Source organism: Microbacterium testaceum (assembly GCF_001476285.1).
Lineage (GTDB): Bacteria > Actinomycetota > Actinomycetes > Actinomycetales > Microbacteriaceae > Microbacterium > Microbacterium testaceum_B.
Genome location: NZ_LDRU01000078.1, coordinates 1 through 18177 on the forward strand (window position 1 = coordinate 1; position 18177 = coordinate 18177).

At 69.2% G+C, this 18177-nt stretch carries 20 protein-coding genes and 1 tRNA gene; 13 read left to right on the forward strand and 8 right to left on the reverse strand.

What is annotated here, in order from left to right; genetic code table 11:
• The 3 genes from NS283_RS13125 to NS283_RS13135 all read left to right on the forward strand — a co-directional run.
• Window positions 1–638: DsbA family protein (locus NS283_RS13125; RefSeq protein WP_153003371.1), on the forward strand; the 638-nt coding region annotated here is incomplete at its 5' end.
• Window positions 639–688: 50 nt separating this feature from the next.
• A tRNA-Thr gene (locus tag NS283_RS13130) sits at window positions 689–764 on the forward strand.
• A gap of 144 nt (window positions 765–908) precedes the next feature.
• Entirely contained in the window at window positions 909–1091 is a 183-nt protein-coding gene (locus NS283_RS13135; protein WP_058597315.1) for a hypothetical protein, read from the forward strand.
• A 6-nt stretch (window positions 1092–1097) separates the two neighbouring features.
• On the opposite strand, the gene NS283_RS13140 is transcribed toward NS283_RS13135, so the two are convergent.
• The gene (locus NS283_RS13140) at window positions 1098–3008 is read right to left on the reverse strand and encodes an alpha-amylase family protein (RefSeq protein WP_058597327.1); all 1911 of its coding nucleotides are present in this window, start codon (window positions 3006–3008) and stop codon (window positions 1098–1100) included.
• Between the two features lie 129 nt (window positions 3009–3137).
• Between NS283_RS13140 and NS283_RS18725 the strand changes: the two genes are divergently transcribed.
• Genes NS283_RS18725 through NS283_RS13155 form a run of 3 tightly spaced genes read left to right on the forward strand, consistent with a single transcriptional unit; the run spans window position 3138 to window position 5553 of the window.
• A complete protein-coding gene (locus NS283_RS18725) occupies window positions 3138–4148 on the forward strand; it encodes a hypothetical protein (protein WP_058597316.1) in 1011 nt (336 codons plus the stop codon).
• Window positions 4145–4516: a GntR family transcriptional regulator gene (locus NS283_RS13150; RefSeq protein ID WP_058597317.1), complete on the forward strand. Its 372-nt coding sequence runs from the start codon at window positions 4145–4147 to the stop codon at window positions 4514–4516. Before NS283_RS18725 ends, NS283_RS13150 begins: the two co-directional genes overlap by 4 nt.
• A gap of 59 nt (window positions 4517–4575) precedes the next feature.
• On the forward strand, window positions 4576–5553 hold the full coding sequence (locus NS283_RS13155) for a DMT family transporter (RefSeq protein ID WP_241492249.1): 978 nt from the start codon (window positions 4576–4578) through the stop codon (window positions 5551–5553).
• A 44-nt stretch (window positions 5554–5597) separates the two neighbouring features.
• Here NS283_RS13155 and NS283_RS13160 read toward each other — a convergent pair whose 3' ends face one another.
• Together NS283_RS13160 and msrB are read right to left on the reverse strand one after the other, a co-directional pair.
• Window positions 5598–6155 carry a nitroreductase family protein gene (locus NS283_RS13160; protein WP_058597329.1) on the reverse strand — a complete coding sequence of 186 codons (558 nt, stop codon included), beginning with the start codon at window positions 6153–6155 and terminating at the stop codon, window positions 5598–5600.
• A gap of 14 nt (window positions 6156–6169) precedes the next feature.
• Window positions 6170–6577 (reverse strand): peptide-methionine (R)-S-oxide reductase MsrB, encoded by a 408-nt coding sequence (gene msrB, locus NS283_RS13165; protein ID WP_058597318.1) that lies wholly within the window; start codon window positions 6575–6577, stop codon window positions 6170–6172.
• 74 nt (window positions 6578–6651) lie between these two features.
• Here msrB and NS283_RS13170 point away from each other — a divergent pair, with 74 nt between their 5' ends.
• From NS283_RS13170 to groL, 5 genes are all read left to right on the forward strand, one after another.
• Window positions 6652–7638: a DUF2332 domain-containing protein gene (locus NS283_RS13170; RefSeq protein WP_058597319.1), complete on the forward strand. Its 987-nt coding sequence runs from the start codon at window positions 6652–6654 to the stop codon at window positions 7636–7638.
• A gap of 9 nt (window positions 7639–7647) precedes the next feature.
• Window positions 7648–7893, forward strand: coding sequence for a DUF3263 domain-containing protein (locus tag NS283_RS13175; RefSeq protein ID WP_058597320.1), 246 nt, complete (start codon window positions 7648–7650; stop codon window positions 7891–7893).
• A gap of 35 nt (window positions 7894–7928) precedes the next feature.
• A complete protein-coding gene (locus NS283_RS13180) occupies window positions 7929–8513 on the forward strand; it encodes a LytR C-terminal domain-containing protein (protein WP_058597321.1) in 585 nt (194 codons plus the stop codon).
• Between the two features lie 134 nt (window positions 8514–8647).
• Window positions 8648–8851 (forward strand): cold-shock protein, encoded by a 204-nt coding sequence (locus NS283_RS13185; protein WP_013585848.1) that lies wholly within the window; start codon window positions 8648–8650, stop codon window positions 8849–8851.
• Window positions 8852–9021: 170 nt separating this feature from the next.
• A complete protein-coding gene (gene groL / locus NS283_RS13190) occupies window positions 9022–10641 on the forward strand; it encodes a chaperonin GroEL (protein ID WP_058597322.1) in 1620 nt (539 codons plus the stop codon).
• Between the two features lie 162 nt (window positions 10642–10803).
• Here groL and NS283_RS13195 read toward each other — a convergent pair whose 3' ends face one another.
• The 5 genes from NS283_RS13195 to NS283_RS13215 form a co-directional block, all read right to left on the reverse strand.
• Complete coding sequence (locus tag NS283_RS13195; RefSeq protein ID WP_058597330.1) at window positions 10804–12483, reverse strand: sensor histidine kinase; 1680 nt, start codon at window positions 12481–12483, stop codon at window positions 10804–10806.
• 130 nt (window positions 12484–12613) lie between these two features.
• Complete coding sequence (locus NS283_RS13200; protein WP_013585852.1) at window positions 12614–13306, reverse strand: response regulator transcription factor; 693 nt, start codon at window positions 13304–13306, stop codon at window positions 12614–12616.
• Window positions 13307–13375: 69 nt separating this feature from the next.
• Window positions 13376–15025 (reverse strand): DNA repair helicase XPB, encoded by a 1650-nt coding sequence (locus NS283_RS13205; protein ID WP_058597323.1) that lies wholly within the window; start codon window positions 15023–15025, stop codon window positions 13376–13378.
• 46 nt (window positions 15026–15071) lie between these two features.
• On the reverse strand, window positions 15072–16793 hold the full coding sequence (locus tag NS283_RS13210; protein WP_058597324.1) for a helicase-associated domain-containing protein: 1722 nt from the start codon (window positions 16791–16793) through the stop codon (window positions 15072–15074).
• Window positions 16794–16795: 2 nt separating this feature from the next.
• A complete protein-coding gene (locus NS283_RS13215) occupies window positions 16796–17062 on the reverse strand; it encodes a hypothetical protein (RefSeq protein WP_058597325.1) in 267 nt (88 codons plus the stop codon).
• A gap of 107 nt (window positions 17063–17169) precedes the next feature.
• Between NS283_RS13215 and NS283_RS13220 the strand changes: the two genes are divergently transcribed.
• Complete coding sequence (locus tag NS283_RS13220; protein ID WP_013585856.1) at window positions 17170–17553, forward strand: cold-shock protein; 384 nt, start codon at window positions 17170–17172, stop codon at window positions 17551–17553.
• On the forward strand, window positions 17537–18154 hold the full coding sequence (locus NS283_RS13225) for a DUF3027 domain-containing protein (protein ID WP_058597326.1): 618 nt from the start codon (window positions 17537–17539) through the stop codon (window positions 18152–18154). The genes NS283_RS13220 and NS283_RS13225 overlap by 17 nt, the downstream gene beginning before the upstream one ends.
• Window positions 18155–18177 lie beyond the last annotated feature (23 nt).

The following is an 18177-nucleotide window of genomic DNA, read 5'->3' on the forward strand; positions in this document are numbered from 1 at the left end:
CGACCACCCCCACCCCGACTCCGACATCGACGGCCGCTCCGGTCGACATCCGCGTCTACGTCGACTACCTCTCCACCGAAGCCCGCGAGTTTCAGGTGGCCAACGCGGAGCAGCTCTCGAAGTGGGTCGACGAGGATGCCGCGAAGCTGACGTACTACCCGGTGGCGATGCTCACCTCCAAGTCGAACGGCACGAAGTACAGCCTCCGTGCCGCCGGCGCCTCGGCCTGCGTCGCCACGCACGCGTCGGATCGCTTCTTCGCCTTCAACCACGAGCTGCTCACCAACCAGCCCGCCGTCGACTCCGAGGGTTACAGCGACCAGCAGCTCGCCGACATGGCGCAGGGCGCCGGGGTCAGCGACGTCGCGACGGTGCGCTCGTGCATCGAGGACGAGACCTACACCGGCTGGGCGAAGGCCGCGACCGATCGCGCGATCAAGGGCCTCCCCGACACGAAGGGCCTCGCGCTCACCACGCTGCCCACCGTGCTCGTCAACGGCACCCCGTACGTGGGTCACATGGACGACCCGAAGGAGTTCGCGCAGTTCGTCCTGACGATCGACAGCAACGCGTACTACTCCACCGCGACGCCGACCCCCACGCCCTCCGCCACCCCGACGGCCACGCCTGCGGGCTGACCCGGGGCTGCGCGGGAGGCGCTCCCGCGCATAGCTAGACTGGGACGCCTGCCGGCTTGGCGCAATTGGTAGCGCACCGTACTTGTAATACGGGGGTTGCAGGTTCAAGTCCTGTAGCCGGCACCACGTTCGATTCCCCCCCTCGTGTCCAGCCTCGCGAGGGGCCTGGCCCGCTCACGGCCGGCTCTCATCGATTGTTCACACGATCGGAACGTCGTCGATGCCCCAGGGGCCGGCGGCGGTGGCATCCTGCACGTGAGGAGGACTCTCATGGCTCGCCCACGCGTCGTCACCCACGCCTACCGGTACCCCACGGGCTGGCAGGAAGTGAAGCACGAGCGCCTCACGCGAGAGTACGCCCGGGCCCTCAGTGCGGAGGGTTTCACGCTCGTGCGTGCCCGCCGCGGGTTCTTCGACGTACGCGAGGTCTCGCTGAGCTGGTACACCGGCTGAGGCGCCTCAGCGCAGCGCGACCCGCAGCCAGGCGACCCCGTGCGCGGGAAGCGTGCGGCCGGGCCGGAGCGAGACCTTGACGCCCTCGACGAGGTCCACGGCGTCGGGGACCAGTCCAGACAGGGTCAGCGGGGCGATGTGGACGGCGTGATCGCCGACGTTCGCGAGAACGAGAACCGAGCTGCCCGCCGCCCCCGGACGCAGGAAGCCGACCACCGAGTCGTGGTGCGCGTCGAAGGCGATGAGCTCGTTGCCCGCGAACTCGGGCGTCGCCCGCCGCACGTCGATGAGGCGCGTCAGTCGAGCGAAGATCCGACCCGCCGGGGTCCCGGCATCCATTCGGTCGGCGTAGCCCTGCACGGGACGGAAGGGGCGGTGCACCCACCGGCTGTCCCCGGCTTCGTCGGGGCGGTCGCGGTAGCCGTAATCGTTCAGCTGGGCGACCTCGTCGCCGAGATACAGCAGGGGAATGCCCCCGGTCGACAGCGCGAGGGCGTGCGCGAGGATGACACGGTCTTCGCCGCCGGCGTCGCCCGCTTCGATTCCCGCGAGGGATGCCGTGGTGCCGGTGACGCGGGCGTCGCCGGTGCGCGGGTTCTCCTGGAACGGCACCCCGCGGGCGAAGGTCCCGTCCGCTCGACCGACGTAGAAGTCGTTGAGGAAGCGGCGGTGCGGGTAGCCGTCGATGCCGAGTTCGGCGGCATCCTCGTCGGCGAAGGTCCAGCCGATGTCGTCGTGGCTGCGCACGTAGTTGACCCACGCGGTGCCCTCGGGCAGGGCGTGCCGACGCTCCAGCGCCTGCTGCAGCAGGCGCCCGTCCCGGGTGGCGAGGGCCTCCCAGGTGAGGGCCATCTGCAGGGGGTTGTAGGAGATCTGGCACTCGTCGGGCGAGATGTACGAGACGACCTCGTCGGGATGCACGATCGCCTCGGACTTGAACAGCAGACCGGGCGCCGCCATCCGCAGCACGGCGTTGAACGCCTGCAGGAGCAGGTGCGCCTCCGGCAGTGACTCGCACGTCGTTCCGAGTCGCTTCCAGATGAAGGCCACGGCATCCATCCGCAGGATCTCGACGCCCTGGTTTGCGAGGAAGAGCATCTCGCCCGCCATCGCCTCGAAGACGGCGGGGTTGGCGTAGTTCAGGTCCCACTGGAAGTGGTAGAACGTGGCCCAGATCCACCGACCGTCGTCGAGTTGCACGAATGAGCCGGAGTGGTCGTCGGGGAAGATCTCGCGCGTCGTCTGTTCGTAGGCGTCGGGCATCTCGCGGTCGGGGAAGATCAGATAGAAGTCTTCGTACCCGGGCTCGCCGGCGACGGCCTTCTGCGCCCACTCGTGCTCATTGCTCGTGTGGTTGAAGATGAAGTCGACCACGAGGGAGATGCCCGCGCGGCGGAGGTCCGCGGCGAGCGCGGCGAGCTCCTCCATCGTTCCCAGCGCGGGGTTGACCCGTCGGTAGCTCGACACGGCGTAGCCGCCGTCGCTGTTGCCTTCGGGGCTCTCGAACAGCGGCATCAGATGCAGGTAGGTCAGCCCCAGCTCGCGGAAGTACGGGATCTGATCCCGGATGCCACTGAGACCGCCCGCAAACCGGTCGACGTAGCAGACGCCGCCGAGCATGCTCTCGCTCTCGAACCAATCGGGCTCGCCGTCTCGCGCGCGGTCGAGAGCGCGGAGGTCCGCGGGACGCTCCGCCCAGGAGCGGTGGGCGAGGTCGACGAGGGATGCCAAGCGCTCGAGACCGTCGGACCGCTCGCCGTAGAGGCGGACGAAGAGCTCGTGCAGACGGGGGAGGTGCAGTTCGGCATGAGCGAGGAACTCGCGATCGGTGCCCGACGACGCGGTCAGGTCTCCGAGAATGCGCGATACGTCGTGGGGGCCGGGGCGGAGCTGGGTCACGGGGACAGCCTGACGCATGCGTGCGGGCGACGTCGACATCGACGTGGCTGTCCGGCCGTCTCGAAGGCCTTTCCTGCGCTCTCTCGCAAATTGTGTCGCAAAAGTGGTACAGATTGTGCTAAGAATGTGGCACGAAAGGTGATTGCCGTGAGCCCCGAGAATGTGTGGAACGTGTGGAATCGGATCCTGCGGGCGTCCCCGTGGGAGATCGTCTGGGGGCTGCTGTCGTCGCCCGTGGTCTGTGCCGCGCTCGGCATCGCGCTCGCTCTCGTCGTGGTGCGGGTGCGGCGCGGGAGCTCGACGGGGCGAAGCGTCCTCCGTGGGGAGCGGGTCGCGGTCGGCGCGATCGCACTCGTCGTCGGGGTCGTCTGGGTCGTCGACATCGCGTTGCGCGGCTACGTTCTCGACATGTCGGCCACCGTGTCGTGGTGGCGGTTCGCCGTCGCGCCGATCGCGGCTGCGGCGGGGATGGCGGTCTGGGGTGTACTCCTGCGGACGAAGGCGCCGCGGCGCACCGTCGACGCGACATCGGCGGCCAGGCGCACCTGGACGACGTTCGGCTCCCGCCGCGGCATCCGGATCCTCGTCGCGCTGATGCTCGTCACCTCGTGCATCGTCGTCGTGTTCGGTCAGATGTCCACTGCTCTCGACCCGGGCGTCGCCGCTCACGTGGCCCTGGACGTGCCCAACGTCGAGGCGCCACCCATCGTGACCGTCTTCCCCGGCTGGGCCTATGGCATCCCGTTGCTCGCGGGAGTGGTCGCGCTCGCCGCCGCCGTCGTGTTCGCCCTGCACCGGAACGCCGTGCGTCCGTTCTCGGACCGTGTCCGGCTCGACCTGGAACGCTCCGGCCGATCCGATGCGGCGCGTGACGTCGTCACGCTCGCTCTCGGTGTGGTGCTCATCGCGCTCGGCGGGCTGCTGCACATGGCGCGTTCGGGTGCGGTCACGACCATGATCGTCGTGACGGATTCGGGTGCCGAGGCGCGCCACGACGTCTCGCTCCCGCACGCCGATCTGATCCTCGCCGGAGGGTTCGTGGCACCGTTCCTGCAGATCGCAGGCTGCGTGCTCCTGGCCCTGCTGGTCGTCCACGCCATCGGTCTCGTCCGTGCCCGACCGCGGCGCTCCGCTTCGCCGGTGGAGGTACCGGTATGACGGATGCCGCGCGCACGCGATCCGAGATCATCACCGCTCCCATCGATCTGCACCGCTTCTTCCGCGGTCTGATCCTGTCGGGCCGGCTCGGAGAGGGGGAGAAGCTGCCCACCGTGCGGCAAGCGGCCGCCGATTTCGGAGTCGCGCCCGGCACCGTGCAGAAGGCGTACCGCGCGCTCGAGCACGAGGGTCTCATCGTGAGCCGGGTGGGATCGGGGACGCGCGTCGCGCCGGGCGTCGCTCCGCTGCCGGCCGACTTGGCCCGGCAGCTTCGCACCCTCGTCGACGCGGCCGTCGCCGAGGGGGTCGCGGTCGACACCCTCGCCGACGTGCTCCGGGTGATGTGGAACGACGCGCACACCCGCTGAGCGAGGCGACGAGCACCGTCGGCTCCCGTGGCGGCGCGTGAGGCGTCGTACGATCGACGATGGCCCTCACGGCGAGCGGCCGCGAGGAGAGCACCATGGCGCAGCGCGGGTCGATCGTCGCCGCCGTGGGTGGCGCCGTCGCGGTGGGGGCGATGACCGCGGTGCAGACGCGGGTGAACGGCAGCCTGGGCGCGGCGCTGAACGACGGCGTCCTCGCGGGAGCCGTCTCGTTCGGCTCCGGGCTCGTCGTGGTCTTGGCGATCGCCCTGGTGCTTCCTGCCGGGCGGCGCGGGATCGGTCGTCTGCTCGCGGGGGTGCGAGCGCGATCGATACCGGTGTGGATGCTGCTGGGCGGAGCCGCTGGCGCTTTCACCGTCGCGAGTCAGGGGCTGACCGTCGGGGCGATCGGGGTCGCCCTGTTCACCGTCGGGTTCGTCGCGGGCCAGACCAGCGGGGGACTCGCACTCGATCGGGCCGGCTACGGTCCGGCCGGCGTGGTGGCGGTGACCCGCCCCCGCCTGATCGGCACCCTCCTGGCGATCGCGGGGGTCGGCGTCTGTCTCGCGGACGGAGCGGTCGGCAGCGTTCCGCTCTGGATGATCCTCATCCCCGTCGTCGCGGGGGCCGGAGTGTCGTGGCAGCAGGGCACGAACGGGCGGCTGCGGGTGCGCGTCGACAGTCCTCTCACCGCGACCCTCGTGAACTTCCTGGGTGGCACGATCGTGCTGATCGCCGCTGCCGCCATCCACATCGGGTACGCCGGCCCGCCTCGCGCTCTCCCGACCGACCCATGGCTGTATCTCGGCGGGACGATCGGCGTCGTCTACATCTTCCTGTCGGCGCAGATCGTGCGACGCACCGGAGTGCTCCTGCTCGGCCTCGGCTCCGTCACGGGTCTGCTGAGCACGTCGGTCGTGCTCGACGCGTTCTGGCCGGCGCCCGCGGCCCCCTCGACGCCGATCGCCCTCCTCGCCGCGGGAATCGCCCTCCTAGGTGTCGCGGTCGCGGCGGTCCCGTGGCGCCGCCGCACACGCTGACGCCGCCGGCGACCACGTCACCGGCGGCGTCACGCGGGAGGATCTCAGAGAGCGGCGGCTTCGCCCTTCGCCTTCTTCCGGGATTTGGTCCCGGGCAGTCGCGAGATGTGCTTCGTGGCATCCACGGTCTTCCGGCGGACCGGACGCGAGCGCTGCGGCTTGCCGCCGACGTAGAGCCACCCGAGCAGGACCTCGCCCTTCTTCAGGCCGTGGGCCTTCGCCAGCGACTTGCTGCGCGTCTTGTCGTCGGTGCGCCAGAACACGCCGAAGCCGGCCTCATCCAGCGCGAGGCTCAGCATGTGGGCGACTCCGGATGCCACGGCCTCCTGCTCCCACGCGGGGATCTTCTTCGACGACACGTCGGCGACCACGGCGAGGATCAGCGGGGCGCGGCGCGGCTTGGAGGAATGGCCCTTCTTGCCGTCCGCCTTGTTCAACGCGCGCGCGAGGATGTCGCGATCGCTCCCGCGGATCTCGATGATCCGCCACGGACGCAGCGACTTGTGGTCGGCGACACGACCGGCCGCGGCGACGAAGGCCTCCAGTTCGACGCTCGTGGGGGCGAGATCAGTGACCTTCGACCACGACCGCCGGTCGCGCATCGCCTCGAGCGCGCTCACGCCTGCGTTTCCGGGGTGAAGTTCAGCGACAGCGAGTTCATGCAGTAGCGGTCGCCGGTGGGCGTGCCGAAGCCGTCGGGGAAGACGTGGCCCAGGTGCGATCCGCAGTTCGCGCAGCGCACCTCGGTGCGCTGCATGCCGTGGCTGTTGTCCTCGAGGAGCTCGACGGCCTCGGGCCGCACCGACTCGTAGAAGCTCGGCCACCCGCAGTGCGAGTCGAACTTTGTGCCGCTCTGGAACAGCTCGGCGCCGCAGGCGGCGCACGTGTAGAGGCCGGCGCGGCTCTCGTCCAGGAGCTCACCGGTCCACGCGCGCTCGGTCCCCGCCTGGCGCAGCACCGCGTACTGCTCGGGCGAGAGCTCCTCGCGCCACTGGTCGTCGGACTTTTCGACGGCATAAGTCATTGGAAGGTCCCCTTCTTTCGCGTCCTATTCTCTCGTGCCGGACGCCGATCAGGTCGGCGAGAGAGAATTCTCGGATGCATCAGGATGCCGCGACCTCCGTCGTCGATCGCTACCGCCGTTTCGCGCGCGACGAGGCTCCCGGCCGGTCGGTGTTGTACACGATCTGGGCGGAGCGCGTCGTCGCCGATGCCGAGGTGACCGAGGTCGTGGCGCGCATCGCGGAGACGCACCGCCAGCCGCCGCTCGTGTTCGCCGTGATGCGACTCCTCGGTGCACCGGACGGCGTCGACGCCTGGGCGGACTGGGTGGTCGCTCACGCGGACGCCCTCGTCGCGGAGTGCGATCGTCGGAGCGTGCAGACGAACGAACCCCAGCGCTGCGCGGCGTTGCTGCCGGCGCTCTCGCTCATCGAGGGGCCGATCGCGCTCCTCGAGGTCGGCGCGAGCGCGGGTCTGTGTCTGTACCCCGATCGCTACTCCTACCGCTATCGCCGTGGCACGGAGGTGGTCTCTCTCGATCCCGTCGACGGACAGAGCCCGGTCGTACTCGACTGCGCCCTCGACGGTGCCCCGTCCCTGCGGATGCCCGAGATCGTCTGGCGCGCGGGCATCGACCTGAACCCCCTCGACGCCCGCGACGCGGAGGACCGGGCGTGGCTCACGGGACTGGTGTGGCCGGGGGAGGAGGGGCGGCGCGAGCGTATCGTCGCCGCGCTCGACATCGCGGCATCCGATCCTCCGCTCCTCGTCGAAGGTGACGGCGCCGCCGCGCTACCGGCGCTCGCCGCGGACGCGCCCCGAGAGGCGACGCTCGTCGTCACGACGCCCGGCGTCCTCGCGCACGTTCCTCGCGCGCGGCGCGGCGACGTGATCGCCGCCGCACAGCGGGCCGGACGCTGGATCACCCTCGACGCACCGGGACTTCACGACGGGTGGACGAGCCCGCCGGACGTGCGCTCGGACGGCTTCGCGCTCGCGCTCGACGGCGAGGTGCTCGGGGGCGTGGATCCTCTCGGGGCGTGGGTGGCGTGGCATCCGGAGATCGGCTCCGCCGCGCAGTAGCGTGGCGCCGTGCCTCTCTCCGACCGCGACCGCGAGATCCTCGCCTTCGAGGGTGAATGGCGTCAGCACGGGGGTGCGAAGGAGGAGGCGATCCGCAGCGCCTTCGACATGCCACCCGCGCGCTACTACCAGCTGCTCGGGCGAGTGATCGACCGCCCCGAGGCACTCGCGCACGACCCGATGCTCGTTCGTCGTCTGCGGCGTCTGCGCGACGGCGACCCGCGCACGCGGCTCGATCGCGCCGCCACCCTGTGACGGGGCGCAAAGGCAACGACCGGTAGCATCGTCCAATGGCCAGATCGACCTTCCCTCGGGATCGCTTCGACGACCTTCCCGCCGAATCCGGCCGCGTCGGTGCGCACCGCGCTGAGAACCCGCATCTCCGGGGTTGGGTCGTGTTCCTGTGGGCCGCGGTGGCCACCGTGGTCCTCATCGCCGTCGGCATCTTCGGAACGCTCGTGGTCTCGGGGCGCATCTCGTTCGGCTCCGAGCCCGTCGCGACGCCAACGATCGCCCCCACGACCCCGGCGGTGATCGACCCCTCGTACTCGGTCGTGGTGCTCAACGGCACGTCCGACGAAGGTCTCGCAGGCAACCTTCGCGATCAGATCATCGCGGCGGGGTGGGCGGCGGACACGGTCCAGACCGGCGATTCCGACACGACCGACTTCGCGACGACGACCATCTACTACCTGCGCCCCGAGGACGAGCAGGCCGCTCGGGGGCTCGCCGACGCCATCGGAGGGGCCGAGGTCGCGCAGAGCGACTTCCTGCAGCCGACCGACGATCCGAACACGCCCGACGACGAGAGTGCCGAGAAGCGGCTGATCGTCGTGATCGGCCTCGACCGTGCGGCGGCCCAGCCCACCCCCTGACGCCCTCGTCGCCCGCGTGTTTCCGCGGCGTAAAAAGTTGGGTGCACGCACGTCAACAATGCCGCTGACGGCCGATTTCGCGTGTCACCGCGTGCTTACGTTGACCTCGTCATCCAGCAGCACAGGAGATTCGCATGACGCAGGGCACCGTCAAATGGTTCAACGCCGAGAAGGGTTACGGCTTCATCACCGTGACGGACGGCCAGGACGTTTTCGTTCACTACTCGAACATCGAGATGTCGGGCTTCCGTGTTCTCGAGGAGGGGCAGGCGGTCGAGTTCACCGTCGGTTCCGGCCAGAAGGGACCGCAGGCCGAGTCGGTGCGCCTGATGGCGTAACACGACGTTTCACACGCCGTGGCATCCGTTGGAGGGTTGCCACGGCGTCGTGCTGTGCGGCGCGGCTCGCGGCTTGCACTCCCTAGGGGCGAGTGCCAGAATGAGTTAGCACTCGCTTTCGTCGAGTGCCAAAATCTGGAAGTCACCCGTCCGGGAGGGACGACACACTTATGGCAAAGATCATCGCTTTCGACGAGGAGGCCCGCCGCGGCCTCGAGCGCGGCCTCAACACGCTGGCCGACGCCGTCAAGGTGACGCTCGGCCCCCGCGGTCGCAACGTCGTGCTCGAGAAGAAGTGGGGCGCCCCCACGATCACGAACGACGGCGTCTCGATCGCCAAGGAGATCGAGCTCGACGACCCGTACGAGAAGATCGGCGCTGAGCTGGTCAAGGAGGTCGCCAAGAAGACCGACGACGTCGCGGGTGACGGCACCACCACCGCTACCGTCCTCGCTCAGGCGCTCGTTCGCGAGGGCCTGCGCAACGTCGCCGCCGGCGCCGACCCCATCTCGCTCAAGAAGGGCATCGAGAAGGCCGTCAAGGCCGTCACCGACGAGCTTCTCGCCTCGGCGAAGGAGGTCGAGTCGAAGGAGCAGATCGCCGCGACCGCCTCCATCTCGGCCGCCGACCCCGCGATCGGCGAGCTCATCGCCGAGGCCATCGACAAGGTGGGCAAGGAAGGCGTCGTCACCGTCGAGGAGTCGAACACCTTCGGCACCGAGCTCGAGCTCACCGAGGGCATGCGCTTCGACAAGGGTTACATCAACCCGTACTTCGTCACCGACCCCGAGCGTCAGGAAGCGGTCTTCGAAGACCCGTACATCCTGATCGCGAACCAGAAGATCTCGAACATCAAGGACCTTCTGCCCATCGTCGACAAGGTGATCCAGGAGGGCAAGGAGCTCCTCATCATCGCCGAGGACGTCGAGGGCGAAGCTCTCGCGACGCTCGTGCTCAACAAGATCCGCGGCATCTTCAAGTCGGCGGCCGTCAAGGCTCCCGGCTTCGGCGACCGTCGCAAGGCGCAGCTCCAGGACATCGCGATCCTCACCGGCGGCCAGGTCATCACCGAAGAGGTGGGCCTCAAGCTCGAGAACGCGACCGTCGACCTGCTCGGCCGTGCCCGCAAGGTCATCATCACCAAGGACGAGACCACGATCGTCGAGGGTGCCGGTGAGTCGGAGCTGATCGAGGGTCGCGTGACCCAGATTCGCCGCGAGATCGAGAACACCGACAGCGACTACGACCGCGAGAAGCTCCAGGAGCGCCTCGCGAAGCTCGCCGGTGGTGTCGCCGTCATCAAGGCCGGCGCGGCCACGGAGGTCGAGCTCAAGGAGCGCAAGCACCGCATCGAGGACGCCGTCCGCAACGCGAAGGCCGCCGTCGAAGAGGGTGTCGTCGCCGGTGGTGGCGTCGCGCTCATCCAGGCGGGCAAGACGGCGTTCGCGTCGCTCGAGCTCTCGGGTGACGAGGCCACCGGTGCGAACATCGTCAAGGTCGCCATCGAGGCCCCGCTCAAGCAGATCGCGCTGAACGCCGGTCTCGAGCCCGGTGTCGTCGCGAACAAGGTCGCGGAGCTCGAGGTCGGTCATGGCCTCAACGCCGCAACCGGCGAGTACGGCGACCTCTTCGCGCAGGGCATCATCGACCCCGCGAAGGTGACCCGTTCGGCCCTGCAGAACGCCGCGTCGATCGCCGGTCTGTTCCTCACGACCGAGGCCGTCGTCGCCGACAAGCCCGAGAAGGTCGCCGCTCCCGCGGGTGACCCGACGGGTGGCATGGACTTCTGATCCACGCCTGACGCGTCATGAGAACGCCCCCTCCTTCGGGAGGGGGCGTTCTCTCGTTCTCGAACAGAACGCTCCCGCGCGCGAGGCAGACCCCCGTGCTCTTCCGCCGGACGCCGCGTGCGCGTCCCACCGGGCCTGGAGCGCGCGCGGGGCGCGGAAGGGTTACGCGGTGGGTGGCTCGGGCCGGTAGTCCTCGGGGAGGCGCTCGAGAGGCTGCGTCTCGATCAGGGCGTGTTCCTGCGCGTCGCGTCGATCGGCGAGGGGAAGAGAGACCCGGAAGGTCGCTCCTCCGCCGGGGGTGTCGACGACCTCGACCTTCCCGTGCAGGAGATCGACGATGGATGCCACGATCGACAGGCCGAGGCCCGACCCACCCGTCTCCCGCGTGCGCGAGGTGTCCGCCCGCCAGAAACGCTGGAAGATCTGGTCGCGAATCTGCTCGGGAACCCCTTCGCCGTGGTCGATGATCTCGATCCACCCCATGTCGGCGTCGGCATCCACTCCCACGCGCAGTCCGATGGGGGAGTCGTCGGGGGTGAACCGCCGCGCGTTGCCCAGGAGGTTCGTCACGACCTGTCGCACCTTGTTCTCGTCTCCCAGCACGATCGGCGCGAGGCGGGGCGACGGACGAACGGGGCTCGCCGGGCTCGCGGCGGAGGGCGAGGTCTCGGCGGCGGGCTCGACGACCGGGCCGTCGCCGGTGTCCTTGGCTCGACGCCTCAGACGCGACAGCGTCGCACCCGCGATCGCCATCGCCGAGGTCGTCGGAGCGACTCTGCGACGACCGTTCGCGCCCGTGGCATCCGTCTCCGTCGTGGGCGGCACGTCGAGGCTCATGACGGGCAGCACGATCTCGTTGCGGCTGGTCGTGTCGTCGACCGTGACCTCGCGCTGCGGTGAGGTCACGCGCAGGTCGAGGGCGGCGTCGCGAGCGATGGGCCGCAGGTCGATCGCGGTGATGCTGACATCGCGCCGCTCATCCAGCCGTGCCAGTGCAAGGAGGTCCTCGACGAGGGCGCCCATGCGGATCGCCTCCTTCTCGATCCGCTCCATCGACTGGGCGACGTCTTCGTCGGAGCGGATAGCACCCATCCGGTACAGCTCGGCGTAACCGCGCATCGTGACGAGGGGAGTGCGCAGCTCGTGGCTCGCATCGCCGATGAACCGACGCATCTGCCGCACGGTGGCATCCCGCTGTCCAAGGGCTCCGTCGATCCGCGCGAGCATCGCGTTGATCGCCGTCTTCAGGCGACCGACCTCGGTGTCGGGGACGATGTCGGTGAGACGTTGGCTGAAGTCGCCGGCGGCGATGTCCATCGCGGTGGTCTCGACCTGATTCAGACTCCGGAACGTCAGGGTCACGAGCCAGCGGGTCAGCAGCGCACTGGCGATGAGGATGAGCAGGGCGACGAAGCCGTAGATGCCGACGTAGGCCGCGACGATCCGATCCGTCGGACCGAGCGGCTGGATCACCATCTGGGTGTACGAGCCGCTGTTGGGCACTTCGAAAAGACCCACGCGCGCGATGAAGTGCTGCCCCGTGACCGGGTCATCCAGGTCGATGCGCTTATCGAGCTGCGTGTAGGTCTGCGGCGTCGTGAAAGTGTCGGGCAGCTGCGGCGTGGCCTTGGTCGATGTGCCGTTGAAGAAGGCCTCCCGCTGGCCCTCGGCGTTGTAGACGACGACCATCGACCCGATCTGCGGGGCGTTCTCGACCGGCGTGAACACCATCCGACCGTCTTCGTTGGTCGTCGTGAAGATGGTGTTGGCGATGTTGCCCGCCGCCTGCTGCGCCAGCTGCTCGTCGAGGTTGTTCACGAGCGTGGTGCGCAGGAAGACCATCGTGCCGATGCCGGCGGCGAACAGCCCGACCGCGAGGAGCGTGACAGTGACGCCGGTGACCTTGGCCCGCAGGCTCAGTCGGCGCCACCAGCGCGTCACGGCATCGTCGGAGTGCAGGAGGAGGCTCCGCTCAGACGGTCTTGCCCGACTTCAGCATGTAGCCGAAGCCGCGCTTGGTCTGGATGAGCGGCTCCGAGGAGTGCGGGTCGATCTTGCGACGGAGGTAGGAGATGTAGCTCTCGACGATGCCGGCGTCGCCGTTGAAGTCGTACTCCCAGACGTGGTCGAGGATCTGCGCCTTCGACAGCACACGGTTGGGGTTGAGCATGAGGTAACGCAGGAGCTTGAACTCCGTGGGGCTGAGGTCGATTGAGACGTCGCCGACGCTGACGTCGTGCGTGTCCTGGTCCATCGTGAGCTCACCCGTGCGGATGATCGACTCCTCGTCGGCCTGCATCGTGCGGCGGAGGATCGCCTGGATGCGCGCGACGATCTCGTCGAGGCTGAACGGCTTGGTGACGTAGTCATCGCCTCCGGCGTTCAGCCCCATGATCTTGTCTTCGGTCTCGTCCTTGGCCGTGAGGAAGAGGATCGGAGCGGTGTAGCCGGCGCCGCGGAGACGCTTGGTGACACTGAACCCGTTCATGTCCGGCAGCATCACGTCGAGCACGATGAGGTCGGGTTCTTCTTCGAGCACGGCCGAGATCGTCTGCGCGCCGTTGGCCACGGCTCGCACCTGGAAACCGGCGAAGCGCAGGCTCGTGATGAGCAGATCGCGGATGTTCGGTTCGTCGTCCACGACGAGGATGCGAGGAGCTGTCATGCCCTCATTATCGTGACTGCACCCAGCAAAGTGCTGGATATGGAACGGAAAGCCGCACCCTGGTATGTCTCAGGCGGCCGCGGCGTCGATTCCGTCGGCATCCAGAATCGTGTACGCGTACCCCTGCTCGGCGAGGAAACGCTGGCGGTTCTGCGCGAAATCCTGGTCGACCGTGTCGCGCGCGATGAGCGTGTAGAAGCTCGCCGTGTGGTTCGACTGCTTGGGTCGGAGCAGGCGGCCGAGGCGCTGTGCCTCCTCTTGCCGTGAGCCGAACGACCCCGATACCTGGATCGCGACGGATGCCTCGGGGAGGTCCACCGAGAAGTTGGCGACCTTCGACACGATGAGCAGCGAGATGTCGCCGACACGGAAGGCCTGGAACAGCTCCTCGCGCTCGGCGACCGGAGTCGCGCCCGTGATCTTCGGGGCGTCGAGCGCCTCGGAAAGTTCGTCGATCTGGTCGAGGTACTGACCGATCACGAGGATGCGCTCGTCCGGGTGCCGTTCGACCAGACGCCGGACGACGTCGATCTTCGCGGGAGCCGTCGCGGCGAGCCGGTAGCGGTCTTCGTCGGCGGCGGCGGCGTATTCGAGCCGCTCGCCGGCGGGCAGGTCGATGCGCACCTCGTAGCACGCGGCCGGCGAGATGAAGCCCTGCGCCTCGATCTCTTTCCACGGTGCGTCGAAACGCTTGGGGCCGATCAGGCTGAAGACGTCGCCCTCGCGCCCGTCCTCGCGCACGAGCGTGGCGGTCAGTCCCAGGCGCCGCCGCGCCTGCAGGTCGGCGGTGAGCTTGAAGACCGGGGCGGGGAGCAGGTGCACCTCGTCGTACAGCACGAGGCCCCAGTCGAGCGCGTCGAGCAGGGCGAGGTGGGCGTACTCTCCCTTCCGCTTCGCGGTGAGGATCTGGTACGTCGCGATCGTGACGGGCTTGATCTCTTTGACCTGGCCCGAGTACTCGCCGATCTCGTCGGGGGTGAGAGTCGTGCGGCGCAGGAGCTCGTCGCGCCACTGTCGGGCGCTCACGGTGTTCGTCACCAGGATGAGGGTCGTCGTGCGGGTGTCGGCCATGGCGCCCGCTCCGACGAGGGTCTTGCCCGCTCCGCACGGGAGGACCACGACACCCGAACCGCCCTCGGAGAAGGAGTCGACGGCCTGCCGCTGATAGGGGCGCAGACTCCATCCGTCTTCGGCGAGATCGATCGGGTGCGGGGTGCCGGGTGTGTAGCCGGCGAGGTCTTCGGCGGGCCAGCCGATCTTCAGGAGCTCCTGTTTGATGTGGCCTCGCGCCCACGCGTCGATCAGGTAGGTGTCGGGCGTGGGGTGCCCGATGAGCAGGGGCGAGATGCGCTTGTTGCGCGAGACCTCCCCGAGCACCGCCGGGTCGGTCGAGCGGAGGACGAGCTCGTTCTCGTCGTTGCGCTCGATGACCAGGCGGCCGTAGCGGTTGACGGTCTCGCGGATGTCGGTGCTCACCGAAGCCGGGACCGGGAAGCGCGACCAGCGGTCGAGGGTCTCGAGCATCGCGTCGGCGTCGTGGCCGGCCGCCCGGGCGTTCCAGAGCCCCAGCCGGGTGATCCGATAGGTGTGGATGTGCTCGGGTGCGCGCTCGAGCTCGGCGAAGACCGCGAGCTCATGCCGCGCCGTCTCCGCCTCGGGGTGTGCGACCTCGAGGAGGACGGTGCGGTCGCTCTGCACGATCAAGGGGCCGTCAGCCATAGCGTTCGAGTCTACCGGGGTCGCGGCGGTCGGGCTTCACGCGGCGTCACTCGACGGGCGCGATCCCGTCGATGTGCGAGAGCGGGAGCGTGCGCTCGACGTCGGCACCCCGGTCACGGCCGCGGAGACGGCCGCCGCCCAGTCCCGTCGCCTCCAGTCGGAACACGCGCGTCGAGCCGTCGGGCAGGCGAACGGTCACGTCGATGACCGCGCGGGCACGCACCGCCTGGTCGAGCTCGCGTTCGAGCCAGGCGGCATCCGAGTCCTCCCCACCCGCGCGCACGCGCCCGATGAGCGGCGCGTAGGTCTCCAGGGGATCCGTCGATGGGGTGTCGGCGGCCAGCCGGGCGCGCTCCAGCGTCCTCGGGGCGCCGGACTCGTCGACGGCGACGGCGGGGTAGTGCGCGTCGGTCAGCGCCCAGAAGACGACGTCGGCGGCGACGTGCGACTCGAGGGCGTCGTCGGCGCGGGACAGGGCGACGGATCGCAAGGACTGGTCGACCTCCATCGCCTGGAGGAGAGTCGGGTCGGTCGTCGTGACCCGCGTCAGCCGTGTCTCCGGGTCGCTCGAGACACGGACGCGACCGTGCTGCGCCGAGGTCCGCTCAATCACGTAGGCCAGGGGCTGCGGCAGCCCGGTGAGCGACAGGTCGGTGAGGAAATCGCGCAGGGACTCGGCGGTCTCGCCGCCGGTGATCGCCGCGCCGATCGTCGCGGCACTGAACCGGTAGCTCGACGCCTGCGCCCGGGATTCTCGCGTCGCCATGCTTCGCAGACGCACATCGAGGTGCGGAGCGAGCGGACCCGGGGCGATCGCCGTGAGGTCGTTCTGGAGGTACACGCGGTCGACCTCGGGTGGAAGGAGGTCGCGGAGGGCGGAGACGTCGACCTCGTCGCCCGCCGCGAGTCCGGAACTCCAGGGCGGAGTCTGGTCGGCGGCGTCGATGAGGCCCCACGCCGAGAAACGCTCGCGCCACAGCGCAGCCCGCTCCGCGCCGGACGGGTCGAAGGGCAGCGCGTCCGGCCAGCTCGCGCTCGAGATCCAGCCGCCCTCGGCCGTGCGATACGCCCGGGGCAGGACGTCGCGCAGGGTCTTCGCGGTCTCCTGCCATCGATCGAGGGTGGGCAGGCGCAGCCACGCCTTGCCGGCGGGGGTGACCAGCCACGCGCGGCCCGTGCTGCCCAACAGACCGACGGATGCCGCGATCCCGACGAGCAGATCCGCTTCCTCGGGCGTCTCCACGGCTCCCGCATCCACGAGACGCCGCCGCTCGGTGGCGCCGAGCGATCCCGAGCCGATGCGTCCGAGCGGTGCGTCGAGAGTCAGGAGGAGAACGTCGGCCAGGGCCGCGGCGTTGGTGAACGCGGCTTCGGCGGCGGCATCGGATGCCGCGGCTCGGTCGGGGCGGGAGGGCTCGGCATCCGGGATCCCGTCGGGGAACCTCTCGCCGACGATCGCGGCGACCGCTGCGTAGGCGACGCCGTCGTCGCGCACGAGAGCTCGCGCGACGAGCGCGGCGCGCACCTCGGCGGGTACGGGCGATCCCGTCGAGACGGCCGAGACGAGGGCTTCGGCCTCGATCCGGGTCAGCGGAGGGAGTGCCCGCGAGATCGAGGACGGATCGAGCAGCGCATCCGCCGCGTCGAAGGTGTCGCGCCACGTCGCCGAGGGCGAGACGTCGCGGTCGAGGAAGAGCTGAGCGAGGTCTTCGTCGGCCCGCGCGCTCAACGAGACCGCCAGTGCGCGTTGGTCGGAGGTCTCGGGCACGGTCAACGCCCCTTGTTCGCGCGTGCCCTTCGCACGAAGCTCATGATGAGCACGGCCACCAGGCACGCGAACGCGACCGGGGGTGCGATGTAGAGCAGAACGCCCACCGTCGGCCAGATGCCTGTGCTCATGTCTGCCTTGGCCGTCGACGCGATGATGATCGCGAAGAAGCTCACGACGGACAGGATGAGCAATCCGAGCGACATGAATGCCAGGATGCGATCGACGCGGCGGATCGGGACGTCGCCGTCGGGGGTGCGTGTGCTCATCGCGCTCAGCCTACTGCCTGGCACGGGTGGCGTAGGCTGAAGGGCCGGGATCCGTTCGGGTCCCGGGTTCCACCGCGCGTTCGCGCATGTCTTTCAGCGAGGTTTCCATGCCCACCGGCAAGGTCAGGTTCTACGACGAAGAGAAGGGCTTCGGCTTCATCGCCACCGATGACGGCCAGGACGTGTTCCTGCACGCCACCGCCCTGCCCGCCGGAACCCCCGCGCCCAAGGCCGGCACGCGCCTCGAGTTCGGCGTCGCCGACGGTAAGCGTGGTCTGCAGGCCCTGTCGGTGCGCGTCCTCGAAGCACCCGTGAGCATGGCGAAGCGCTCGCGCAAGCCCGCCGATGACATGGCGATCATCGTCGAGGACCTCGTCAAGCTCCTCGACGGCATCGGCGGCGATCTGCGTCGTGGCCGCTACCCGAGCGGTGCGCACGCCAGCAAGATCGCCGCGGTTTTGCGCAAGGTCGCCGATGACTTCGAAGCCTGAGCAGCATGTCGACGACCGACTGCTCCACGCCCACGACCTCGCGCTGAGCGCGCTGCACGAGATCACCCCTGCCGACACGGTGGGGCCGCCGGCGGACTACCTCCTCGAGGACGACGGTGTCGTTTCGCTGCGTTTCCACACGCGCCTGCTCGGGTACCCCGGGTGGTACTGGACGGTGAGCGTGGCCGTCGTCGACGACGCCGAGCCGACGGTTCTCGAGGCGGAGTTGATGCCCGGCGAGGGCGCTCTCCTGGCGCCCGAGTGGGTTCCCTGGGCGACGCGCCTGGCGGATTACCAGGCGGCGCAGGCCGCCGCGGCGGAGAGCGACGAGTCGGATGACGACGTCGACGACGATGACGATGATGACGACGACGATCTCGACGGCGAGGACGATGACGCCGAAGACGACGACGAGTCCGAGGACGAACCGAAGGCGCGGTTCCACGCCGGTGACCTCGACGGCGTCGACATCGATGAGTTCGACGAGCCCGGTGGCGACGAGCCGGGTGACGACGAGCCGGAGTCCGAGGACGATTCGGAAGGCGACGAAGACGAAAACGAAGAAGACGACGACGAGGACGAGCGCGAACGCAGCTACTGATCCCATGAACGACGAAGGCCGTC

Excerpts from the sequence above, each read along its gene's own strand:
- NS283_RS13205 (WP_058597323.1), bottom strand. The coding sequence starts at position 15,025 with ATGGCTGACGGCCCCTTGATCGTGCAGAGCGACCGCACCGTCCTCCTC.
- NS283_RS13195 (WP_058597330.1), bottom strand. The coding sequence starts at position 12,483 with ATGGTCTTCCTGCGCACCACGCTCGTGAACAACCTCGACGAGCAGCTG.
- NS283_RS13225 (WP_058597326.1), top strand. The coding sequence starts at position 17,537 with ATGACTTCGAAGCCTGAGCAGCATGTCGACGACCGACTGCTCCACGCC.
- NS283_RS13155 (WP_241492249.1), top strand. The coding sequence starts at position 4,576 with ATGGCCCTCACGGCGAGCGGCCGCGAGGAGAGCACCATGGCGCAGCGC.
- NS283_RS13160 (WP_058597329.1), bottom strand. The coding sequence starts at position 6,155 with ATGCGCGACCGGCGGTCGTGGTCGAAGGTCACTGATCTCGCCCCCACG.
- NS283_RS13185 (WP_013585848.1), top strand. The coding sequence starts at position 8,648 with ATGACGCAGGGCACCGTCAAATGGTTCAACGCCGAGAAGGGTTACGGC.
- NS283_RS13215 (WP_058597325.1), bottom strand. The coding sequence starts at position 17,062 with ATGAGCACACGCACCCCCGACGGCGACGTCCCGATCCGCCGCGTCGAT.
- NS283_RS13220 (WP_013585856.1), top strand. The coding sequence starts at position 17,170 with ATGCCCACCGGCAAGGTCAGGTTCTACGACGAAGAGAAGGGCTTCGGC.
- NS283_RS13135 (WP_058597315.1), top strand. The coding sequence starts at position 909 with ATGGCTCGCCCACGCGTCGTCACCCACGCCTACCGGTACCCCACGGGC.
- NS283_RS13180 (WP_058597321.1), top strand. The coding sequence starts at position 7,929 with ATGGCCAGATCGACCTTCCCTCGGGATCGCTTCGACGACCTTCCCGCC.
- NS283_RS13170 (WP_058597319.1), top strand. The coding sequence starts at position 6,652 with ATGCATCAGGATGCCGCGACCTCCGTCGTCGATCGCTACCGCCGTTTC.
- NS283_RS13140 (WP_058597327.1), bottom strand. The coding sequence starts at position 3,008 with ATGCGTCAGGCTGTCCCCGTGACCCAGCTCCGCCCCGGCCCCCACGAC.
- msrB (WP_058597318.1), bottom strand. The coding sequence starts at position 6,577 with ATGACTTATGCCGTCGAAAAGTCCGACGACCAGTGGCGCGAGGAGCTC.
- NS283_RS13150 (WP_058597317.1), top strand. The coding sequence starts at position 4,145 with ATGACGGATGCCGCGCGCACGCGATCCGAGATCATCACCGCTCCCATC.
- groL (WP_058597322.1), top strand. The coding sequence starts at position 9,022 with ATGGCAAAGATCATCGCTTTCGACGAGGAGGCCCGCCGCGGCCTCGAG.
- NS283_RS13200 (WP_013585852.1), bottom strand. The coding sequence starts at position 13,306 with ATGACAGCTCCTCGCATCCTCGTCGTGGACGACGAACCGAACATCCGC.